Source organism: Streptomyces sp. MUM 2J, assembly GCF_022414535.1.
Lineage (GTDB): Bacteria > Actinomycetota > Actinomycetes > Streptomycetales > Streptomycetaceae > Streptomyces.
In genome coordinates, this window is the sequence record NZ_JADWYM010000006.1 from 40,079 (window position 1) to 59,909 (window position 19,831).

General features: G+C 73.9%; 19 protein-coding genes. 10 read left to right on the forward strand and 9 right to left on the reverse strand.

The window, feature by feature from the left end; all coding sequences use genetic code 11:
• Positions 1–30 precede the first annotated feature (30 nt).
• The 3 genes from I3F54_RS07975 to I3F54_RS07985 form a co-directional block, all read right to left on the reverse strand.
• Positions 31–1,380, reverse strand: coding sequence for a DUF2637 domain-containing protein (locus I3F54_RS07975; protein WP_240117926.1), 1,350 nt, complete (start codon positions 1,378–1,380; stop codon positions 31–33).
• 220 nt (positions 1,381–1,600) lie between these two features.
• Positions 1,601–2,503, reverse strand: a complete 903-nt coding sequence (locus I3F54_RS07980) for a DUF3558 family protein (protein ID WP_240117927.1) — start codon at positions 2,501–2,503, stop codon at positions 1,601–1,603.
• A 118-nt stretch (positions 2,504–2,621) separates the two neighbouring features.
• A complete protein-coding gene (locus I3F54_RS07985; protein WP_240117928.1) occupies positions 2,622–3,470 on the reverse strand; it encodes a DUF3558 domain-containing protein in 849 nt (282 codons plus the stop codon).
• 213 nt (positions 3,471–3,683) lie between these two features.
• Here I3F54_RS07985 and I3F54_RS07990 point away from each other — a divergent pair, with 213 nt between their 5' ends.
• On the forward strand, positions 3,684–4,877 hold the full coding sequence (locus tag I3F54_RS07990; protein WP_240117929.1) for an RtcB family protein: 1,194 nt from the start codon (positions 3,684–3,686) through the stop codon (positions 4,875–4,877).
• 107 nt (positions 4,878–4,984) lie between these two features.
• Here I3F54_RS07990 and I3F54_RS07995 read toward each other — a convergent pair whose 3' ends face one another.
• The 3 genes from I3F54_RS07995 to I3F54_RS08005 all read right to left on the reverse strand — a co-directional run bounded on the left by I3F54_RS07995 (position 4,985) and on the right by I3F54_RS08005 (position 6,464).
• Positions 4,985–5,227, reverse strand: a complete 243-nt coding sequence (locus I3F54_RS07995; RefSeq protein WP_240118150.1) for a hypothetical protein — start codon at positions 5,225–5,227, stop codon at positions 4,985–4,987.
• On the reverse strand, positions 5,227–6,003 hold the full coding sequence (locus I3F54_RS08000) for an SDR family NAD(P)-dependent oxidoreductase (protein WP_240117930.1): 777 nt from the start codon (positions 6,001–6,003) through the stop codon (positions 5,227–5,229). Before I3F54_RS08000 ends, I3F54_RS07995 begins: the two co-directional genes overlap by 1 nt.
• Before the next feature lie 122 nt (positions 6,004–6,125).
• Positions 6,126–6,464, reverse strand: coding sequence for a YnfA family protein (locus tag I3F54_RS08005; RefSeq protein WP_240117931.1), 339 nt, complete (start codon positions 6,462–6,464; stop codon positions 6,126–6,128).
• 228 nt (positions 6,465–6,692) lie between these two features.
• On the opposite strand from I3F54_RS08005, the gene I3F54_RS08010 reads away from it, so the two are divergent.
• Complete coding sequence (locus tag I3F54_RS08010) at positions 6,693–7,145, forward strand: hypothetical protein (RefSeq protein ID WP_240118132.1); 453 nt, start codon at positions 6,693–6,695, stop codon at positions 7,143–7,145.
• 18 nt (positions 7,146–7,163) lie between these two features.
• Here the strand turns inward: I3F54_RS08010 and I3F54_RS08015 are convergent, their stop codons facing one another.
• Positions 7,164–7,619 (reverse strand): helix-turn-helix domain-containing protein, encoded by a 456-nt coding sequence (locus I3F54_RS08015; RefSeq protein WP_240117932.1) that lies wholly within the window; start codon positions 7,617–7,619, stop codon positions 7,164–7,166.
• A 123-nt stretch (positions 7,620–7,742) separates the two neighbouring features.
• Between I3F54_RS08015 and I3F54_RS08020 the strand changes: the two genes are divergently transcribed.
• The 3 genes from I3F54_RS08020 (at position 7,743) to I3F54_RS08030 (ending at position 11,031) form a co-directional block, all read left to right on the forward strand.
• Positions 7,743–8,642, forward strand: a complete 900-nt coding sequence (locus I3F54_RS08020) for an NADP-dependent oxidoreductase (protein WP_240117933.1) — start codon at positions 7,743–7,745, stop codon at positions 8,640–8,642.
• 235 nt (positions 8,643–8,877) lie between these two features.
• On the forward strand, positions 8,878–9,588 hold the full coding sequence (locus I3F54_RS08025) for a response regulator transcription factor (RefSeq protein ID WP_240117934.1): 711 nt from the start codon (positions 8,878–8,880) through the stop codon (positions 9,586–9,588).
• Complete coding sequence (locus I3F54_RS08030; RefSeq protein WP_240117935.1) at positions 9,589–11,031, forward strand: HAMP domain-containing sensor histidine kinase; 1,443 nt, start codon at positions 9,589–9,591, stop codon at positions 11,029–11,031.
• A 217-nt stretch (positions 11,032–11,248) separates the two neighbouring features.
• On the opposite strand, the gene I3F54_RS08035 is transcribed toward I3F54_RS08030, so the two are convergent.
• A complete protein-coding gene (locus I3F54_RS08035) occupies positions 11,249–11,512 on the reverse strand; it encodes an SHOCT domain-containing protein (protein ID WP_240117936.1) in 264 nt (87 codons plus the stop codon).
• A gap of 389 nt (positions 11,513–11,901) precedes the next feature.
• Between I3F54_RS08035 and I3F54_RS08040 the strand changes: the two genes are divergently transcribed.
• The 4 genes from I3F54_RS08040 to I3F54_RS08055 all read left to right on the forward strand — a co-directional run bounded on the left by I3F54_RS08040 (position 11,902) and on the right by I3F54_RS08055 (position 17,832).
• Entirely contained in the window at positions 11,902–12,720 is an 819-nt protein-coding gene (locus tag I3F54_RS08040; RefSeq protein ID WP_240117937.1) for a metalloregulator ArsR/SmtB family transcription factor, read from the forward strand.
• Positions 12,717–14,015 (forward strand): MFS transporter, encoded by a 1,299-nt coding sequence (locus tag I3F54_RS08045; RefSeq protein ID WP_240117938.1) that lies wholly within the window; start codon positions 12,717–12,719, stop codon positions 14,013–14,015. Before I3F54_RS08040 ends, I3F54_RS08045 begins: the two co-directional genes overlap by 4 nt.
• A 160-nt stretch (positions 14,016–14,175) precedes the next feature.
• On the forward strand, positions 14,176–16,077 hold the full coding sequence (locus tag I3F54_RS08050) for an alkyl/aryl-sulfatase (protein WP_240117940.1): 1,902 nt from the start codon (positions 14,176–14,178) through the stop codon (positions 16,075–16,077).
• Between the two features lie 441 nt (positions 16,078–16,518).
• Positions 16,519–17,832: a hypothetical protein gene (locus I3F54_RS08055; protein WP_240117941.1), complete on the forward strand. Its 1,314-nt coding sequence runs from the start codon at positions 16,519–16,521 to the stop codon at positions 17,830–17,832.
• 270 nt (positions 17,833–18,102) lie between these two features.
• Here I3F54_RS08055 and I3F54_RS08060 read toward each other — a convergent pair whose 3' ends face one another.
• Positions 18,103–18,636: a hypothetical protein gene (locus tag I3F54_RS08060; RefSeq protein ID WP_240117942.1), complete on the reverse strand. Its 534-nt coding sequence runs from the start codon at positions 18,634–18,636 to the stop codon at positions 18,103–18,105.
• Positions 18,637–18,921: 285 nt separating this feature from the next.
• Here I3F54_RS08060 and I3F54_RS08065 point away from each other — a divergent pair, with 285 nt between their 5' ends.
• Complete coding sequence (locus tag I3F54_RS08065; RefSeq protein WP_240117944.1) at positions 18,922–19,365, forward strand: hypothetical protein; 444 nt, start codon at positions 18,922–18,924, stop codon at positions 19,363–19,365.
• Positions 19,366–19,831 lie beyond the last annotated feature (466 nt).

Below are 19,831 nucleotides of genomic sequence, written 5' to 3' on the forward strand. Positions count from 1 at the left end.
GACCGGTCAGCCGGCCGACCGGGCGGGCCGTCAGGCGATGTGGTCCTCTTCCAGTTCCGCGGTGTGGCGGTTCTGGAACCGCATGACCATGCGCTTGGCCTCGTCGGCGGCCAGGTCCCTGCCGAACTCCGCCTGGACGTTGTCGATCAGCTCGCGCGGCGTCGGGTAGCTGCCGTTGATCGACTGGCGGAAGACCTGGTAGTAGTCCTCCTCCGTCGGCTCCGGGGCGGGACTGCCGCCGCCGTCGCCCAGCTCGCGGGTGCGGCCGGGCACCACCGGGATCGGGAAGCTGCCGGTCTGCTCCGGGGAGATGTCCGCCTGTTCCGGGTCCTGCGGGTACTGCTCCTCGTACCACTGCTCGTACTGCTCCTCCGGGGTGTAGGAGGGGTCGGTGTACGACAGGTCGAAAGAGGGGTCGTAGTTGCCGTGGTACTCGACCTGGCGGGGGGTGTTGAACCACGGGGACTGCTCGTCGTCGGGCTCGGGGGGCAGTTCCTCGAACCCGGCGGGCGGCATGCCCGCGCCAGGGGCGCCCGGGTTCGGGCGCCGCTCGCCGGCCGGTGCCCCACCGAGGGCCCGGGCGGCCGGGGCGGCTTCCTGGCCGCCCGCGTGCGTCACGGCGGTGGCCCGGCCGTCCACGGAGGCCGTGCCGAGCGCGTCACGCTGCGGTGCCGGCGGCAGCAGCACCGGCTCGATGCCCGCCGCGGCCAGCCCGGCCCCGGCCGTCTCCGCCAGCGGAACGCCGTACTTCGCCAGACGCAGCGGCATCAGGGACTCCACCGGCGCCTTGCGCCGCCAGGATCGGCCGAAGCGGGAGCGCAGGCGGGCCTGGTAGACGAGGCGTTCCTGCTCCAGCTTGATGACCTGGTCGTAGGAGCGCAGCTCCCACAGCTTCATCCGCCGCCACAGCAGGAACGTGGGTATCGGGGAGAGCAGCCAGCGCATCAGCCGGACGCCCTCCATGTGCTTGTCGGCGGTGATGTCGGCGATGCGGCCGATGGCGTGCCGGGCGGCCTCGACCGCCACCACGAACAGCACCGGGATCACGGCGTGCATGCCGACGCCGAGCGGGTCGGGCCAGGCGGCGGCGCCGTTGAACGCGATCGTCGCCGCCGTGAGGACCCATGCCGTCTGGCGCAGCAGGGGGAACGGGATCCGGATCCAGGTCAGCAGCAGGTCCAGGGCGAGCAGCACGCAGATGCCCGCGTCGATGCCGATCGGGAACACGTAACTGAAGTTCCCGAACCCCTTCTTGATGGCGAGCTCGCGGACGGCCGCGTACGACCCGGCGAAGCCGATGCCCGCGATGATGACGGCACCGGCCACGACCACGCCGATGAGAATCCGGTGCATCCGTGTCAGCTGTATGGGCGCGGCCACCCGTACTCCCCTCCCACTGCGTGTGTTGCGCGCAACAGGGTTGCACATGTGTGCGGTGTACGGGTGCCCGGTCGGCTGCCCCGGGTCCGCTTCGGTGCCGATTCGGTGCCGTTTCGGCGCCGGTCCGGTTCCTGCCGGCCGCTCCCGGGTCCGCCCGTTGCGCTCTTCGGGTCCTTCAGCCGGGTGTTGGTCCCGGATCCCTCCCCGGTCTCCGGCTCGCTCAGTTCTTGTTCGAGGCGGACGCGGACGGCTTGGCGGAGGCCGACGTGGAGGCCGACGGGGAGGGCTGGGCGCTCGACGAGGCGGTGTTGGCGGTCGACACCGCGGTGACGGCCTCCTTGGCCGCCTTCTGCGCGGCCTTCGTCAGGTCGGCGGCGTCCGGCGTCTTGTCGCCGGCCAGGCCGGCGCCGTTGTAGTCGAGGGTGACGACGACGTTCTCGACGCGGGTGACGACCGTCTGCTGCTTGAACGCGCCTTCCTTCTTCTTCAGGTCGTAGCTGACCGAGGTGGCCTCGTCGCCGGTGCCGGTGACCGGCGCCGCCTTGGTGTTCTCGGCGCCCGTCACCGCCTTGGCGTCCTTGACCTGCTTCTCGTAGTAGTCGTGGGCGAGCCGGTCGCCCTCGCCGCGTGTGACGTCGGACTCGAAGCGCAGCAGGGAGACGTTGAGCCAGCGGAACTGCGAGCCCTTCACCCCGTTGTTGTCGAGGCTGCTCCAGGAGCAGCTGGCGCGGGTGGAGGTGTCGCCGGAGGTGCCCTCCTTGCCCGACTTCGCCTCCGGGACCAGGTCCTCCAGCGTCTTCTTCGACAGCACCCCGCACACCTTGGGAAGCGTGCGGTACGCCGCCGCCTGCACCGTCGGGGACGCGCTCGCCGACGACGACCGCGAGGCTCCGGCGGCCTTCGCGCCGTCGCTCTCGCCGCCGGAGCCGGAGCCGGAGCCGGAGTCGCCGGAGGAGCAGCCGGCGGCGACCAGCATCAAGGGCAGGGCCGCCACGCCGGCGAGGGCGCGCAGCCGACGTGCCCGCTGCTCCTTCCCCCGCTGCCCGTAGCCGGGTGCGGGGGCCGCCCCCTGATCGTCACGCTGGTCTCGCTGGGCTCGTCGCTGCATGGTTCCTTCACTCATGACGCTCGTGGTTCCTGCGGTCGGACGGGGTCCGAGAGGTCACGGTACGCGGTGGGGGAGCCGTGCTGCCGGGCTTCACGCCCATGACCGGCCCGCGGGCCGCGGGGGTGCGGGGGTGTCAGCCCGAGAGCGCGTCCGCCAGTCGGGCCGCCAGTTTCCGTGCCTTGTCCTGCATTTCCTTGCTGTCCGGCTCTGCGGCGGTGGTCGCCGGCTGCTCCTCGTACTCGATCGTCACGATGACGTTCGACGTGCGGAACGCCACAGTCACCTTGCGCCGCTTGGCCGTCGAACCGGACGGGGAGAGCTGGTCGTCGAGGAAGCCCTCGTCGCCGAGGTCGTCGAGGACGCGCGGGCGCAGGTCCTCCGAGGAGGAAGGGGAGGAGGAAGGGGACGACGAGGCGGAGGACGAGCCGGACGCGGACGCCGGGGGGGAGGCCGAGGGCACCGGGCCCACCGGTGCGCTCGACGTGGCGGACGGAGCGGCGGACGCGTCGGTACCGGACGCCGAACCAGCCGGCTCCGGCAGGTCGGCCGCCGCCTGCTGCCCGGCGAAGAGCTGTTCCGCCTCGCTGTCGTCGCTGACGGTGTTGTCGTAGCTGACGATCCGTTCGAAGTCGACGTACAGGTGGTCCGTGGCGGTCGTGGACTCCACCTTCCAGCGGCAGCCGACCTTGCGGTCGGTGTCGTAGGTCAGGATCGGGGTGCCCCGGTAGGCCTTGTCCCGCTGCTCCTCGTCGGCGATCTCCGCGATGCCGGGCAGCATCAGGTCCAGAGTGGCCGGGCTGACCACGCCGCACGGTTCGGGCAGGGTGCGGTACTTGCCGGGCTGGGCCTGGGCGCTCGCCGCGCCCGGTTCGCCCGGATTGGAGTTGTCCGAGCTGCCGCCGTCGCCCGTGCCCCCGGTGCAGCCGGCCAGCAGCGCCGCGAGGAGCGCGGCCGCGCCGGGTACGTAGGCCTTCCGCTGCACGGTGAGGCTCCTCTCGACGGCGGGGCTGGGCCCCACGTGCTCGGTCGTTCGGTGTCCCCGCCGCATATTCGTTTGCCGCTCGGGGGCGCACCCTGACCACAATGTCTATCGCACGCACTGCCGTGGACGCCGGTCCCCTGTCCCATTCGTCGGCCCTGGCGCCGGTTTTGCGATCTGAGGCTTTCATGTTGATTCGGGGGGAATGAGGAAGATATGTCCTTCGTGGAGGTGCCGGGCGCCAGGGTCCCCATCCGTATGTGGGCCGACCCGGCGACGGTGGAGGGCGGGGCGATGCAGCAGCTGCAGAACGTCGCCACCCTGCCGTGGATCAAGGGTCTCGCCGTCATGCCGGACGTCCACTTCGGCAAGGGCGCGACCGTCGGGTCCGTCATCGCCATGCAGGGTGCCGTGTGCCCGGCGGCCGTGGGCGTGGACATCGGCTGCGGCATGTCGGCGGTGAGGACCTCGCTGACCGCGAACGACCTTCCGGGGGACCTGTCGCGGCTGCGGTCGAGGATCGAGCAGGCGATCCCGGTGGGTCGCGGGATGCACGACGACGTCGTCGACCCGGGCCGGCTGCACGGCTTCCCGACGTCCGGATGGGGCGGCTTCTGGGGACGGTTCGACACGGTCGCCGAGGCGGTGAAGTTCCGCGCGGAGCGGGCCACGAAGCAGATGGGCACGCTGGGTTCGGGCAACCACTTCGTCGAGGTGTGCACCGACACCGACGGCGCCGTCTGGCTCATGCTCCACTCCGGCTCCCGGAACATCGGCAAGGAACTCGCCGAGCACCACATCGGCATCGCCCAGAAGCTCCCGCACAACCAGGGCCTGGTCGACCGCGACCTGGCGGTCTTCGTGGCGGACACCCCGCAGATGGCGGCGTACCGCAACGACCTGTTCTGGGCGCAGGAGTACGCCGCGTACAACCGCTCGATCATGATGGCGCTCCTGAAGGACGTGGTCCGCAAGGAGTTCAGGAAGGCGAGACCGGCCTTCGAGCCGGAGATCTCCTGCCACCACAACTACGTGGCGGAGGAGCGGTACGAGGGGATGGACCTGCTCGTCACCCGCAAGGGCGCGATCCGGGCCGGCACCGGCGAGTTCGGCATCATCCCCGGCTCGATGGGCACCGGTTCCTACATCGTGAAGGGCCTCGGCAACGACCGCTCCTTCAACTCCGCCTCGCACGGCGCGGGCCGGCGCATGAGCCGCAGCGCGGCCAAGCGGCGCTTCACGACCGAGGACCTTCAGGAGCAGACCCGGGGTGTGGAGTGCCGCAAGGACTCCGGCGTCGTCGACGAGATCCCCGGCGCCTACAAACCGATCGAGCAGGTCATCGACCAGCAGCGGGACCTCGTCGCGGTCGTGGCGAAGCTGAAGCAGGTCGTCTGCGTCAAGGGCTGAGTCGCTTCCAGTGCCGCGACGGGGCGAACGTTGCCTGTTGCGCACCAGGTGTCCGTCCACCCGTCCTGTCCGCCTCGGCCCCGCCCGGCTCCACCTCTGCCCCGCGCCTACTTGGCGTGCCGCACGGCGTAGATCATCACGAACGCGACGAAGTGGATGCCGAAGAGGAAGTACGCCAGGAAGTACCAGACCTTGCGCTCGTCCTTCGTCTCCTGCTCCAGGCGCTGCCGCTCCAGGGACTGGGCCCCGGGTGCCTCCGGGGAGGTCTCCGCCGGAACCTCCCCGGAGGTCTCCGGGGAGGTCTCCCCGTTCGGCTGTGCCGGCGTGCTCGCGGGCGTGTCGTCGGTCATCACAGTTCCCGGTGGACCTTGGTGTTCGAGGCCTGCGCCCGCGGCCGGACCACGAGGAGGTCGATGTTGACGTGCGGGGGGCGGCTGACGGCCCAGGTGATGGTGTCGGCGACGTCGTCGGCGGTCAGCGGGTCGGCGACGCCCGCGTAGACCTTGTCCGCCTTCTCCCGGTCGCCGCTGAAACGGGTCAGGGCGAACTCCTCGGTCCTGACCATGCCGGGTGCGACCTCGATCACGCGGACCGGCCTGCCGACGATCTCCAGGCGGAGCGTCTCGGCGAGGACGTGGGCCCCGTGCTTGGCGGCCACGTAGCCCGCGCCGCCCTCGTAGGTGCTGTGCCCGGCGGTCGAGGAGACCACGACGACCGTGCCGTCGCCGCTCGCCTCCAGCTTGGGCAGCAGGGCCTGGGTCAGGTTCAGGGTGCCGAGGACGTTCGTCTCGTACATCGTGCGCCAGTCGTCGGGGTCGGCCGTGGCGACCGGGTCGGCGCCGAGCGCGCCGCCCGCGTTGTTGACCAGCACGCCGATCGTCCGGAACGCGGTGGCGAACTCGTCGACCGCGGCGCGGTCGGTCACGTCCAGCTGGTAGGCCGTCGCCGAGTGGCCCGCCTTGCCGATCTCCTCCGCCAGCGCCTCGATGCGGTCCTTGCGGCGGGCGGTGAGCACGACGCGGTAACCGGCCGCGGCGAGCTGCCGTGCGGTGGCGGCGCCGATGCCGCTGCTCGCACCGGTGACGACGGCGATGCGGGAGGCGGCGGACGGGACGGCGGTGGCCATGGGCAGCTCCTCGGGCGTGTGTGCGACGGGCCTGCGCCCAGGGTAGGCGACCGGAGCGGCGGCCCGGTCCGGTACGTCACCGGGCGGCCCTCCGCCCGGGGCACCGCGGCCCGGCGGCCGGGTCAGCCGTCGCCGCGCGGCGCCCACATGATCACGGCCATGCCGGTCAGGCAGACCAGCGCGCCGGCCACGTCCCACCGGTCGGGCCGGTAGCCGTCGGCGACCGCGCCCCAGGCGAGCGAGCCGGCCACGAAGATGCCGCCGTAGGCGGCGAGGATGCGGCCGAAGTGGGCGTCGGGCTGGAAGGTGGCGGCGAAACCGTAGGCGCCGAGCGCGAGGACGCCGCCGGCCACCCACCACCGGCCGCGGTGCTCCCGCACCCCCTGCCAGACCAGCCAGGCGCCGCCGACCTCCAGGAGCGCGGCGACGACGAAGAGGGCGGCGGACCGGAGGATCGGCATGCCCGCAGCGTGGCACACGCGCGTCACCTGTTGGAGGGCGCCTGTCCGGAGCCACGCGTGGGATACATCCGTACGACGCGAGGACACGGCGCGTGCGACGAACGCGGCGCGTGCGAGGAGTGCGACGCGCACGAACGCGACGCGGGTGACGCACACGGCGAACGCGATGAACGCGATGAACGCGACGACTGCGATGAGTGAGGAGTGAGCGGCGTGCGGAGGCTTGTGATGTGGGGCGCGGCACTGGCGGCGCTCGGTGCGGTCGGGGCGGCCTCGCCCGTGGGTGCCGCCGACCCGGGGGCCGACCTGGCCTACCACGGTGTGGCCGCGATGGCCTGGGGCCGGGTGGAGGTGGGGCTGACGCCGCGCAACCACGGGCCGTCGGGGGTGCCGGACGCCACCGTGCGGCTGCGCTGGTCGGTGCCGCTCGCGGTGCGGCAGCCGTGGCTGCCGGCCGGGTGCGTGCGGACGGCGGACCGGGACGTGATGTGCCGGACGGGAGAGCTGGAGGCGGACGGGATCGGGGAGCGGATCGAGCTGGCGGTGCGGTTGCGGGGACGGCCGAGTGAGGTGCGGCTCCGGATCGACACGGTGTGGGGTGGCGGCGCCGTGGACCGCAACCGGGACAACGACCGGCAGCAGGTGCTGGTGCTGGACACGGGGGACGCGTACACCTTCTGAGCCGGCCCGCACCACGCCCTACGGCCGGCGGCCCCCGCGGTCCGCCGCTGCGTCCCGCTGCTTCTCCGCGCCGCCGCCGTTGTCCGCGTCGTAGTGTGCGCGGGCCGTGTGGACCTCGTCGAAGTGAGCCTCCGCCCATTCCTTCACCCCTCCCAGGAGCAGGGCGAGGCTGCTGCCGAGGGGGGTCAGCGTGTAGTCGACGCGGACCGGGACGGACGGGGTGACGGTGCGGGTGAGGAGGCCGTCGCGCTCCAGGGAACGCAGCGTCTGGGTGAGCATCTTCGGGCTCACGCCCGCGATCTTCCGGCTGAGTTCGCTGTAGCGCAGCGGGCCCGGCGTGAGGGCGGCGACGACCAGGCCGACCCACTTGTCGCTGAGCCGGCCGAGGAGCTGGTTGGTCGGGCAGTCGCGCAGGAAGGCGTCGTACGCGATGCGGGCCTGTTCGCGGCGCTGGGCGGCGGTCATGGTCGCCATGGCTCTCCTCATCGGTACGAACGCACTCCCGGGTAACTACTTCCCCGGGGATAGTAACCCTTCCTACGGTTGTCGCTGCCCGGGCAGAAGCGATCAACCAGTGAGGGAACAGGGAGAGTTGCCATGCGTGCAGCAGTCGTGCGGAGCTTCGGCGGACCGGAGGCCGTGGAGGTCGTGCCGGTGGACGTGCCGGAGCCGGACGCCCGGCAGGTACGGATCAAGGTCGCCGCGGCGACCCTGAACCCGGTCGACGCGATCACGCGTGAGGGCGTCTTCGGCGGCGAAGGCGGGCAGACCGGGCTCGGCTGGGACGTCGCGGGGACGGTCGAGGCGGTCGGCGCGGACGCCGCCTGGAGCGTCGGGGACGAGGTGGTGGCCCTCCAGCCCGGCATGGCCAAGCCGGTCGGCACCCATGCCGAGTACGTCGTCGTCGACACGGACGCCGTGGCCGCCGCACCCGCGACGGCGGACGCGGTCGCGGCGTCGACCCTGCCGCTGAACGCGCTCACCGCCGCACAGGCCCTGGACCTGCTGGAGCTGACGCCCGGCCGGTCGCTGCTGGTGACGGGCGCGGCCGGGGCGGTCGGCGGGTTCGCGGTGCAGCTCGCGGCCCACCGCGGGATCGAGGTGACGGCCCTCGCCCGGCAGGACGACGAGGAACTCGTGCGGTCGCTGGGCGCGGCCGGCTTCGTCGCGGCGGACTCCGAGCCGGCCGCAGACGGGTCCTACGACGCGGTGCTCGACGCGGCCGTCCTCGGGGAGGCGGCACTGGCCCGGGTGCGCGACGGAGGGGCCTACGCCGGGGTGATCCCGCCGGCGCGGCCCGCCTCCGTGCGCGGTGTGCGCACCACGGCCGTCCAGGTGGGCGCCGACGGGGCGCGGCTGGCGGAGCTGGTCCGGCTCGTGGACGAGGGGGTGCTCACCCTCCGGGTGGCCGAGACGTTCGCCCTGGACGACGCGGCCAAGGCGCACGCCCGGCTGGCGGAGGGCGGGGTGAGGGGGCGGCTGGTGCTGGTGCCCTAGGGGCGTGGCGCGGCAGCAGCCCTGCGGACCCGGGCATCCGGGGGCCGGCAGGTCCCACCCTCCGCCCGCGCCCCGTGGGGCGCGGGCCGGCAGGTGTCCGCAGCCCGCCGGGACGAGCGGCACCCCGGCCGCGACCAGCCGGCGCGCGGTGGGCACGGTGAGAGCGGAGTAAGAAGCACCGCCGGTGAGTCGCTCGTCATGTCGGACGGCCGGGTGACCTTGGCAGACTGGGACCGTGCCCCACACCGTGCTGCTCGCCGAGGACGACCGCGCCATCCGCCATGCCCTGGAACGCGCCCTGACCCTGGAGGGCTACCGGGTCACCGCGGTCGCCGACGGCGTCGAGGCGCTGGCACAGGCGCACACGTCACCGCCCGACGTGCTCGTCCTGGACGTGATGATGCCGGGCATCGACGGTCTCCAGGTGTGCCGCGTGCTGCGCGCCGAGGGCGACCGCACCCCGATCCTCATGCTCACCGCCCTCGTCGAGACCGCGGACCGGATCGCGGGGCTGGACGCGGGCGCCGACGACTACGTCGTCAAACCGTTCGACATCGAGGAGGTCTTCGCCCGGTTGCGCGCACTGCTGCGCCGGACCGGCCCGGTGGCGGAGCCGCCCGCCGAGGCGCCGAAGCCGTCCCCCGACCGCTACCTGGAGGCGGCCGGGCTGCGCATGGACCCGCAGGCCCGCCGGGCCTGGCGCGGCGAGCGCGAGCTGGAGCTGACCCGCACCGAGTTCGAACTGCTGGAGCTGCTGGTCCGCAACGCCGGGATCGTCCTCGACCACGCCATGATCTACGACCGCATCTGGGGCTACGACTTCGGTCCGGGGTCGAAGAACCTCGCCGTGTACGTCGGCTATCTGCGCCGCAAGCTCGACCAGCCCGACGCGCCCCAGCTGATCCACACGGTCCGCGGGGTGGGCTACGTGTTGCGGGAGGACTGAGTGGCCCGGCCGCGCCGGCTGCTGCCCTCGCGGTGGCCGAGGCTGGTGTCGCTGCGCACCACGTTCGCGGTGTCGTTCGCCGCCGTGACCGCCGCCGTCACCGTGCTCGTCGGGATCCTCTCCTACAACGCCGCCGCCGGACTGGTCCGCGTGGACCAGCAGTCCGTGTTCGACGAGGTCGTCCAGGACGTGCGCGGCGAGGCGCGGCAGCACCGGATGGCGCCGGAGGACTTCTCCTCCTCCGCGCCCGGCCACGACGTGGTCCGACCCGCCAGGACGAACGTGCAGGTCCTCGGCCCGGACGGCGGGGTCTTGGACAGCGGCCGGCCCGCCCTGCCGGTCACCGGCACCGACCGGGAGATCGCCGGATCGGTCGCCGCCGGGAGGCTGGCGGTGCACAAGGACGTCGACGTCGGAAGCGACGTCTTCCGGATCGCGACCGTCTCCCTGGGCGGCGGCCGGGGCGCGGTGCAGGTGGCGCAGGAGTTCAGCGGCACCGAGGACCTGCTCCGGTCACTCCAGCAGCGCACCCTGGTCACGATGGCGGCCGTCGTGCTCCTCGCCGGGCTGTTCGGCTGGTGGCTGGCCCGGCGCATCACCCGCCGACTGGTCGTGCTCACCGACGCCGCCGAGGACGTCGCCCGCACCCGCCACCTCGGCGTCGAGGTGCCCGTCACCGGCAACGACGAGGTGGGCCGCCTCGGCCGTGCCTTCGACCGCATGCTGGGCCGGCTCGCCCAGTCGGAGGAGGACCAGCGTCGCCTGGTCCAGGACGCCGGTCACGAGCTGCGCACCCCGTTGACCTCGCTGCGGACCAACATCTCCCTGCTGCGCCGCATCGACGAGCTTCCGCCCGGGGCCCGGGAGGAACTGGTCGCCGACCTGGGCCAGGAGGCCCGAGAGCTGACCGACCTGGTCAACGAGCTGGTCGACCTCGCCGCCGGGCAGTCCGACAGCGAGCCGGCACAGACGGTGGACCTCGCCGACATCGCCGAGGACGTGGCCGGCCTGACGCGCCGCCGTACCGGACGGCAGATCGTGCTGCGGGCGAGCGGTGGCACCACGGTGCACGGGCGGCCGGGGCCGCTCCAGCGGGCGGTGTCCAACCTGGTGGAGAACGCCGCCAAGTTCGACCGCGACGGCACCGCGCCCATCGAGATCACCGTCGCCGGGCCCGCCGTCCCCGGCCCGGTCCGGGTCGAGGTCCTCGACCGCGGCCCCGGTGTCGCCGACTGCGACCTGCTGCGGGTCTTCGACCGGTTCTACCGCGCCGCCGACGCGCGCTCCCTGCCCGGGTCCGGTCTGGGCCTGTCCATCGTGCGCGAGGTGGCGCTGGCACACGGCGGCGCCCCCTTCGCCGCGCACCGCGAGGGCGGCGGCTCGGTCATCGGCTTCACCGTGGGCGGGGTGGCCTCGCGCGAGGGCGGGGGAGCAGCCGGCTGAGGCGGAGCCGGGGCGGCCCGGCACCCGGAAGAGCCGGGGTCCGGGCCGGCGCAGGGGCGGCACGGTCCGCCGGGGAGCGGCGCTGCACCGGGCCGGCGCGCGGGCGGACGGGGCGAGGGGACGGCGTCCACGGGCACCGGAGGCGGGTCTCCACCGCCCGGCGCAACCGCGTCCCGGCGGGCCTGCGGGCGGAACGCGCCCGGGGCGGGCCGCCGGGTCAGCGGGTCTTGCCGCGGTGCGCGGCGAGCTGCTCGTGGGCCCGCGCGTAGGCGTCCGCGTCGATCTCGCCCGCGGCGAACCGTCGGTCGAGGATCTCCTCCGGGGTCTCACGTCCGGGGGTGCCGGGGGGCGCGCCGCCGGTGCCGCGGCCCAACGGGTGCGTCAGGCGGACGAGCGCCCACACGAGCAGACCCACGAGCACGATCCACAGAATCGGCATGAAGGTCATCCAGGCCCAGCCACCGCCGTCCCAGTACATCATCGCGTCCACCTCCCGGGAGGTGCGCCGTGTCCGCTCCCGGTCCGCCCGGTCGCTGCTCCGCCCTCTCCTCCCCTCAGCCTCCACGCGCACAGGCCGGCCCCGGCAGGGGCCCTTCGTCCCTGATCGCGGGCCGAGCGGCACCGGTCGTCCGCGACGAGCAGGGCGAACTGGGCGAGCTCGGCCCGCAGGCACGGGCGCGGGTCCTCCAGGGGGGTGGATGCGGAAGGCCGTGTGGTCACGGCGCCCCCCCGGCCTCTACGCTATTCCATGGATTTATGGATTACGGGGGGCGGTTCCGTTCCGTGGCACGGAACCGCCCCACGGAACGGGACCACGACGGCGGGACCCGCGGGAACGCGCCCGCGCGGACGGGCAAGGGGAGGAACAGGGTGAGGAACGCGATGGAGGGCGGCGCCGCCGGGGCCGCGCCGGAGGATCGGGCGGCGGGCGCCCGCGACGGCGCGAAGGCGCGGCTGTACGACGCGCTGGCGACCAGCGGCAAGGCACTGGCCAGCGGGAAGCGCCTGGAACTGCTCGACCTGCTCGCCCAGGGCGAGCGCACCGTGGACGCCCTGGCGAAAGCCGCCGGACTGAACCTGACCACGGCCTCGGCCCATCTCCAGACCCTCAAGCAGGCCGGGTTCGTCGTCACCCGCCGCGAGGGCGTGCGCATCCACTACCGCCTCGCCGGCGAGGACGTGGCCCGCCTCTTCGCGCTGCTGCGCGCGGTCGCCGAGAACCACCAGGCCGCCGTCCCCGGAGCACGGGACGCCTACCTCGGCGAGGACGGCGCGGCGGAGGTCGGCCGCGAGGAGTTGCGGGCCCGCGTGGGGGCCCGGGACGTCGTGGTGCTGGACGTGCGGCCGGCGGAGGAGTACCACGCCGGGCACGTCCCCGGTGCGATCTCCATCCCCGTCGGGGAACTGGCCGACCGGATCGGCGAGTTGCCGGAGGCGACGGAGATCGTCGTCTACTGCCGCGGCGCGTACTGCGTCCTCGCCCACGACGCGGTGCGGCTGCTGACCGATCGAGGGCGGCGGGCCATCCGCCTCCACGACGGCATGCTCGAATGGCGCCTCGCCGGCGAACCCGTGGAGAGCGGGGACGTGGGCGGCCCGCCCGCCGGGGCCGTGGACACGGGCGACGAGCCCGCCGGAGCGGCCGCCGGAGCGGCCGGGCCGGGCGCCGGGAACGGGGGACGGGCATGACCGGCACCGTGCCCGCCGGCACGCCGGCCGCGATATCCGACGCCGACCCGGCCCAGCGGCGTGTCCTGCGCGTGCTGGTCGCCGCCCAGATCCTCAGCGGGGCGGGGCTGGCCGCCGGCGTGACCGTCGGCGCCCTCCTCGCCCAGGACATGCTCGGCTCGACCAGCCTCGCCGGCCTGCCCAGCGCCCTGTTCACCGCCGGTTCCGCGCTCGCCGCCATCGCCGTCGGCAGGATCTCCCAGGCCCGCGGACGCCGCCCGGGCCTGGCCGCCGGATACCTGGCCGGGGCCGTCGGCTCCGCGGGCGTCATCGTCGCCGCCGTCCTGGACAGCCCCGTCCTGCTGTTCCTCGCGCTGTTCGTCTACGGCGCGGGCACCGCGACCAACCTCCAGGCCCGGTACGCCGGCGCCGATCTCGCCCGGCCCGACCACCGGGCCCGGGCCGTGTCCACCGTCCTGGTCGCCACCACCCTCGGCGGCGTCGCCGGCCCGAACCTCGCCGCCCCCACCGGCGGCCTCGCCGAGTCCCTCGGCATTCCCTTCCTGGCCGGTCCCTTCCTGCTGTCCGGTGCCGCCTACGCGCTCGCCGCGCTCGTCCTGGCCGTCCGGCTGCGGCCCGATCCACTGCTCCTCGCCCGGACCCTGGCCGCGGGCGGCGAGAGCGGCGCCCCCGGCGGCATCGCGCCGGCCACCGGCCGCGCGGGCGGAGCACGTCCGGGTGTGGTCCTCGGGGCGCTCGTCATGGTCCTGTCCCAGCTCGTCATGGTCGCGATCATGACGATGACGCCGGTCCACCTGCACGACCACGGTCACGGCACCGGCGCCGCGGGTGTGGTGATCGCCCTCCACATCGGCGCCATGTACCTGCCCTCGCCGTTGACGGGCCGGCTCGTGGACCGGGCCCGAGCCCGGCGCCGTGCGCGCGGCGGGACCTTCGACGGTGCCCTGACGGTCGCCGTGGCCTCCGGTCTCACTCTGCTGGCCGCCGCCGTCGTCGCGGCCACGGCGCCCGGCGACTCCGTCGCCCTGCTCGCGTTCGCGCTGGTCCTGCTCGGCCTCGGCTGGAACCTGGGCCTCGTCTCCGGCACGGCGATCATCACCGACGCCGTCCCGCTCGCCACCCGTGCCCGGACCCAGGGCATGGTCGACGTGTCCATCGCCGTCGCCGGCGCCACGGGTGGGCTGAGTTCGGGCGTCGTCATGGCCCAGGCCGGCTATCCGGCCCTCGCCCTCACCTGCGGTGTGCTCGCGCTCGCCGTGCTGCCCGCCGTCGCGGCCACCGCCTACCGCCGCTGATCGTCCGCGTCGCCGCCCGGCCGCGGCGGGAACCGGTCCGGCGCCCTTCCCCGCCCGGCCTACGCCCGCTCGTGCCGCTCACCGGGAACGGGTGAGAGTGGGGGCACTGGCCCAGTGCGCCCCGCCGCAGGCGCCGGCGTCCCCAGCAAGGGAGATCGACATGTCCCAGAACACCGAACCCCGGCCGGCCGAGCCGGGGATCGCGGCGGTCAACCGGGGTGTGCGGGACCGGTTCGCCTTCGACGACACACGGGACCTGGAGGACGCGCGGCGCGGGTTCATGGGCACGGCGCGGCAGAGCGTCGTCCCCGACGCCGACGGGCGCACCGTGTGGGACCTCGACGCCTACGGATTCCTGGACCGGGACTGCCCCGACACCGCCAACCCCAGTCTGTGGCGGCAGAGCAGGCTGTGCTCCGACCACGGTCTGTTCGAGGTGGCCGAGGGCATCTACCAGGTGCGCGGCTTCGACCTGTCGAACATGACGCTCGTCGAGGGCGAGCGCGGCGTCTTCGTCATCGACCCGCTGCTGTGCGCGGAGACGGCCGCCGCGGGCCTGGCCCTGTACCGCGGCCACCGCGGGGACCGGCCCGTGACGGGCGTGCTGTACACCCACAGCCACGCCGACCACTTCGGCGGCGTCCGGGGCGTCGTCACCGACGAGGACGTCGCGGCCGGCGTACCGGTGCTCGCCCCACAGGGCTTCCTGGAGCACGCCGCCAGCGAGAACGTCTACGCCGGTACGGCCATGAACCGCCGCGCCGCCTACATGTACGGCGCGGCCCTGCCGAAGGGGGAGCGCGGGCAGATCGGCACCGGACTCGGCCAGACCGTCTCCACCGGCGCGGTCGGTCTCATCCCGCCGACCGCGTACCTCACGCGCACCGGGCAGACCGAGACCGTCGACGGCATCCGCATGGTCTTCCAGCTCACGCCCGGCACCGAGGCGCCGGCCGAGCTGAACCTTCACTTCCCCGACCGTTCGGTGCTGTGCATGGCCGAGAACGCCACCCACAACCTGCACAACCTGCTCACCCTGCGCGGTGCCCAGGTCCGCGACGCGCGCGTATGGGCCCACTACCTCACCGAGGCGATCGACCTCTTCGCGGACTCCACCGACGCCGCGTTCGCCTCGCACCACTGGCCGATCTGGGGCCGCGAGCGCGTCGTGGCGTTCCTGTCCGAGCAGCGCGACCTGTACGCCTACCTCCACGACCAGACCCTGCGCCTGGCCAACCAGGGCCTGACCCCGCTGGAGATCGCCGAGGAGATGCGGATGCCCCCGGCCCTGGAGCGGGCGTGGCACACCCATGGCTACTACGGCTCCGTCAGCCACAACACCAAGGCCGTCTACCAGCGCTACCTGGGCTGGTTCGACGGCAATCCGGCGCATCTGTGGGAGCACCCGCCAACCGAGGCCGCCCGGCGGTACGTGGAGTTCATGGGCGGCGCCGAAGAGGTCCTGCGCCGGGCCCGCCGGTCCTTCGCCGACGGTGACTTCCGCTGGGTGGTCCAGGTGGTCGACCACGTGGTGTTCGCCGACCCGGACAACACCGACGCCCGCAGCCTGCAGGCCGACGCCCTGGAGCAGCTCGGGTACGGCAGCGAGAACGGCACCTGGCGCAACTTCTTCCTCACCGGCGCCCTGGAACTGCGGCACGGCCCGGTCGGCACCCCCACCGTCACCACCTCGCCCGACCTGCTGGCGGCGCTCACCCTCGGTCAGCTCTTCGACTCCCTCGCCATCCGGGTCGACGGTCCGCGCAGCTGGGACGCGGACCTCGCCGTGCGCTGGAAGCTCACCGACGGCGAACCCGTCACGCTGCGCCTGCGCAACGGGGTCCTCACCCACGTCGCCGGCACCGGCCCCGCGGCGCCCGATCCGGACGTCGAGGTCACCCTCGCCGAGGCGGACCTGCGGGACCTGCTGACCGGCGCCGCCTCCGCGGCCGACCTGTCGGCCCGGGAGGGTGTCACGTTCACCGGCGACGCGGGCAGGCTCACCGAACTGCTCGGGTATCTCGACGCCCCGGACCCGGACTTCGCCGTCGTCGTTCCGTGAGCCGCCGCGGGGGATACTGCGGCGGGTCCGGTTCTTGGGATCGGCGAACGGCGGCGCCCCGGCCGGCGCCGCCGCCCGGGCCGGGGTGCGGGAGTCGATCGCGTGCGTCCAGCCGGGGGTCGCGGCGGCCCGTCCGTCCCGCGGTCGCTCCCGCCGGACGCCATGACTGCCGGTTGCGATGGATGCCCCCACAGCGAACGTCAGGCGGACATGATCTGCAGGTCGGACGTAGCGTCACATGTCAATGAAAAGCTGTGAAATGCCCGCGAATGCCAGTGAAATAGCACCAACGGCCTAGCTCCTCTCGCGCGTGGCCGCTCGCGACGGTGCGCTGACAACAGAGCGGTCGCAGAGATCGCGGCGACCGCGGCGGTACGACCGCGGTGACGGTCGACGGCGCAGCCGCGGCGACGGCGCGACCGGTTCGACGAGGAGGCACGGGTGGCGGACGGCAACGGACTCCCGGACGAGAGCGCGGAACGAAGCGAGCTGGAGGAACTGCGGGCCCGGGTGGCCGCGCTGGAGAGCGAAGCGGCACGGCCGCCGCGGCACCGGGGCCGCTCCTTCCTCGCCGCGGTCCTCATCACGATCGGCTGCATCCTCGCTCCCCTGGCCGTCGTCGCCGCATGGGCCGCCGACCAGGTGGGGGACACCGACCGCTATGTCGCCACGGTCGCCCCGCTGGCCTCCAACCCCGATGTCCAGGACGCCGTCGCCACCCGGGCGACCGACGCGCTGATGGCGAGAATCGACCTGCCCTCCCTGCTCGCCGACATCCCCGCGACGGACCGGCCGCTGGTGGAGAAGGCACTGGGCCCGCTCGCCGACTCCCTGGAGGGGGCGCTCCGCAGCTTCGTGCAGGACAGGGCGCAGGCGATCGTCGCCTCGGACGCCTTCCGGACGCTGTGGACCGAGGCCAACCGCCGCGTGCACAGCGCCGTCGAGAAGGCCCTCACGGGCAGTGGCGGCGGAGCCGTACAGCTCACGAACGACACCGTCACCGTCGACCTCGCTCCCCTGATCGACGACGTCAAGCAGCGTCTCGTCGACCAGGGCCTGACCGTCGTCGGGCGCATCCCCGAGATCCACACGAACTTCACCCTCGTCCGGTCCGACCAGATCGGCAAGATCAAGACGTACGTGCGGCTGCTGCAACTCGCCGGCAACTGGCTGCCGGTGGTCGCCGTCCTGCTGATCGCCGCCGGTGTCCTCCTCGCGGTCCGGCGCCGCAGGGCCCTGGTCGCGGCCTCCCTCGCCGCCGCGTTCGCGGTCCTCCTGCTCGGTATCGGGCTGCGGATCTTCCGCGTGATCTACCTCGACCACCTTCCGGCCGACGTCTCGCAGGACGCGGCGGGTGCCGTCTACGACACGCTCACGCGCTTCCTCCAGACCTCCGTACGGGTGGTCATCGCCCTCGGCGTCGTCATCGCCCTCGGCGCCTGGCTCACGGGGCCGGGTCGGCGCGCCGGGCTGGTGCGGCGGCTGTGGACCTCCGGCATCGGTGAGGTGCGCACCACCGCGGACCGCGCCGGCATGCGCACCGGCCCGGTGGGCCCGTTCGTACGGCGGTACCGCACCTGGATCACCTGGACCCTGGTGGCCGTGGTGGTCCTGGTGTACCTGCTGTGGTCCTACCCCACCGGGTGGGTGGTCGTCGGCCTCGCGCTGCTGCTGTTGTTCCTGCTGGCCGTGGTGGAGTTCCTCGCCGCCCCGGAAGCAGCCGACGCGCAGCACCCCGGCCACGCGACCGTCTGAGACCGCCGCGCGGTTGCGGTGCCCGGCCCCCTGCGGCGCCGGCGCCCCGGCCGCCGCGAGCACGACGGACGGCCCTCTGCCCGGGAGGGCGAGGGCCGGAAACGGGCCGGAAACGGGCCGGAAACGGGCCGGAAACGGGCCGGAAACGGGCCGGAAGGGCGCGGGAACCCCAGGCGGGCTCCCCGGCGCGCAGACCGAGGGCCCGCCGACCGGGGAACCGGACGGCGGGTCCGACGGCCGGCGGGGCCGCCATCGGGCCCGCCCCGGCCGTCAGTACCGCAGGGCGGTCCCCACCTCGGCCTTCACGGTGCCGGTGAGCGTGTGCGTGCTGCGTGCCGTCGCCTCGCCGGAGGATCCGGCGGCCACGTCGGCGACGGTCACCACGACCACGTCGAGCAGTGTCCCGTCGCCGTTGCGGAAGTTGACCTGGACGGCGAAGGACTTCTCGCTGTCCGCGGTGTTGTCCGCCGTCACGGTGACGGTGGTGCGCCCGCTGCCGTCGGTGCTCGGGTCGCCGAGTTTCACATCGTCCTTGGCGTCGACACTGTTCTTGATCGACTCCAGCGTCCGCCCGACCTCCGCGGTCGCCGAGGCGAGCGCCGAGGCGCCCTGGGAGGCCAGCGACGAGGCCGCCGCGGTGACTTCCGCACCCACCGACGAGGCCACCGACGAGGCCACCGAGGCCGCCTTGCTCGCCGCGTCCGACGTGCCGCCACCGCCGTTGTCCGAGCAGCCGCTCACCCCCGCGGCCAGCACCACCGCCAGCACGACGGTCGCCGTGCCACGCGTCACCTGTCCGGCCATGCCGCCTCCTGTCTCCGCCTGCTCCGGCTGCTCCGGTCTGCACTCCACCCCAGTGAAGTGCCGCCCGGCGCCGGACGCACGCCAAGAGGACCGCCCAGGGGACCGCCCGGGGGACGAGGCGGGACGGGCGACGCACGTCAACGGCCCACGCACAGCCGGGCGCACCCTCTGTGCGCGGGTCCCACGACTCCGGTGGCCGATCCGGCGGGCGGCGCGGAAGGTGGAGGAAGAGGCCAGGCGGACGGCGGCCGCAAGCCGGCCGCCCTGCGAGAACGGAGGACGTCCATGGCCACGCAGTCCCACCCCCAGACACCCTCGGGCGGCTACCGGTCCACCTCCACCGGCAACAGCCCCTGGGTCACCGGCGGCGCCACCTTCGCCGGTGTCCTGCTGTTCGTCAACGGTGTCCTGGGCGTCCTCCAGGGCGTCGCCGCCATCGCGAAGGACGACGTCTACGCCCGCATCGGCGACTACGTCTACAAGATCAACCTCACCGGCTGGGGCTGGATCCTGCTGGTCCTCGGCGTCATCGCCGCGTTCGCGGGCTGGGGTGTCCTCGTCGGCGCCGGCTGGGCCCGCGCGGTCGGCATCGCGCTCGCGTCGCTGAACCTGATCACCCAGTTCATGTTCCTGCCGTACTCGCCGGTCTGGTCGGTGATCATGATGGCGATCAACATCTTCGTCATCTGGGCCCTGGCGGTCTACCGGCCGAGTACGGCGCCCCGCTGACCCGCGGGTGCGTCCCGGGCACCGCGCAGGGCTCGTCCCCTCACCGGCGGCTGCGCCGGGCACCGGTCGTGGGGCCCGCGGCGCCCGTCGTCGCGTTCCGCGGCAGTTTGGCGGCCACGCGGCGGGGCAGGAACAGACGGCCCGGGGCGGCCGGTCCGGCGCCGGGCCCCCACGAGACGGCCGGTGGAGGGGACGTGGCCGATGAAGAGCGCCGTGTCCCGCGAGGGGAGCCGCCCACGCGTCCCCGGGCGCCCGCCACGGACGGACGGAGCCCGGTGCCGTGCGGCGCCCGCGCCGCCCCGCGATCGCGGGGGTGTGCGGTGCGGGGGCACGCAGTGAACCCGCAGGTCGTGGCCGGGACCGGCGGACCCCCCTCTGGCCCGCAGGCGGTGACGGCCGCTGCTCGTGACACAGCGCCGTGCGGCCCTCGCCCGAAATCCGTGCGGGCGCCGCAGCGCGCGCACGG

What these genes read in the sequence shown, in the direction of transcription:
- I3F54_RS07980 (WP_240117927.1), bottom strand. Translation starts at nt 2,503, where the DNA reads ATGAGTGAAGGAACCATGCAGCGACGAGCCCAGCGAGACCAGCGTGAC.
- I3F54_RS07990 (WP_240117929.1), top strand. Translation starts at nt 3,684, where the DNA reads ATGTCCTTCGTGGAGGTGCCGGGCGCCAGGGTCCCCATCCGTATGTGG.
- I3F54_RS07995 (WP_240118150.1), bottom strand. Translation starts at nt 5,227, where the DNA reads ATGACCGACGACACGCCCGCGAGCACGCCGGCACAGCCGAACGGGGAG.
- I3F54_RS08000 (WP_240117930.1), bottom strand. Translation starts at nt 6,003, where the DNA reads ATGGCCACCGCCGTCCCGTCCGCCGCCTCCCGCATCGCCGTCGTCACC.
- I3F54_RS08005 (WP_240117931.1), bottom strand. Translation starts at nt 6,464, where the DNA reads ATGCCGATCCTCCGGTCCGCCGCCCTCTTCGTCGTCGCCGCGCTCCTG.
- I3F54_RS08010 (WP_240118132.1), top strand. Translation starts at nt 6,693, where the DNA reads ATGTGGGGCGCGGCACTGGCGGCGCTCGGTGCGGTCGGGGCGGCCTCG.
- I3F54_RS08015 (WP_240117932.1), bottom strand. Translation starts at nt 7,619, where the DNA reads ATGGCGACCATGACCGCCGCCCAGCGCCGCGAACAGGCCCGCATCGCG.
- I3F54_RS08020 (WP_240117933.1), top strand. Translation starts at nt 7,743, where the DNA reads ATGCGTGCAGCAGTCGTGCGGAGCTTCGGCGGACCGGAGGCCGTGGAG.
- I3F54_RS08035 (WP_240117936.1), bottom strand. Translation starts at nt 11,512, where the DNA reads ATGATGTACTGGGACGGCGGTGGCTGGGCCTGGATGACCTTCATGCCG.
- I3F54_RS08045 (WP_240117938.1), top strand. Translation starts at nt 12,717, where the DNA reads ATGACCGGCACCGTGCCCGCCGGCACGCCGGCCGCGATATCCGACGCC.
- I3F54_RS08050 (WP_240117940.1), top strand. Translation starts at nt 14,176, where the DNA reads ATGTCCCAGAACACCGAACCCCGGCCGGCCGAGCCGGGGATCGCGGCG.
- I3F54_RS08060 (WP_240117942.1), bottom strand. Translation starts at nt 18,636, where the DNA reads ATGGCCGGACAGGTGACGCGTGGCACGGCGACCGTCGTGCTGGCGGTG.
- I3F54_RS08065 (WP_240117944.1), top strand. Translation starts at nt 18,922, where the DNA reads ATGGCCACGCAGTCCCACCCCCAGACACCCTCGGGCGGCTACCGGTCC.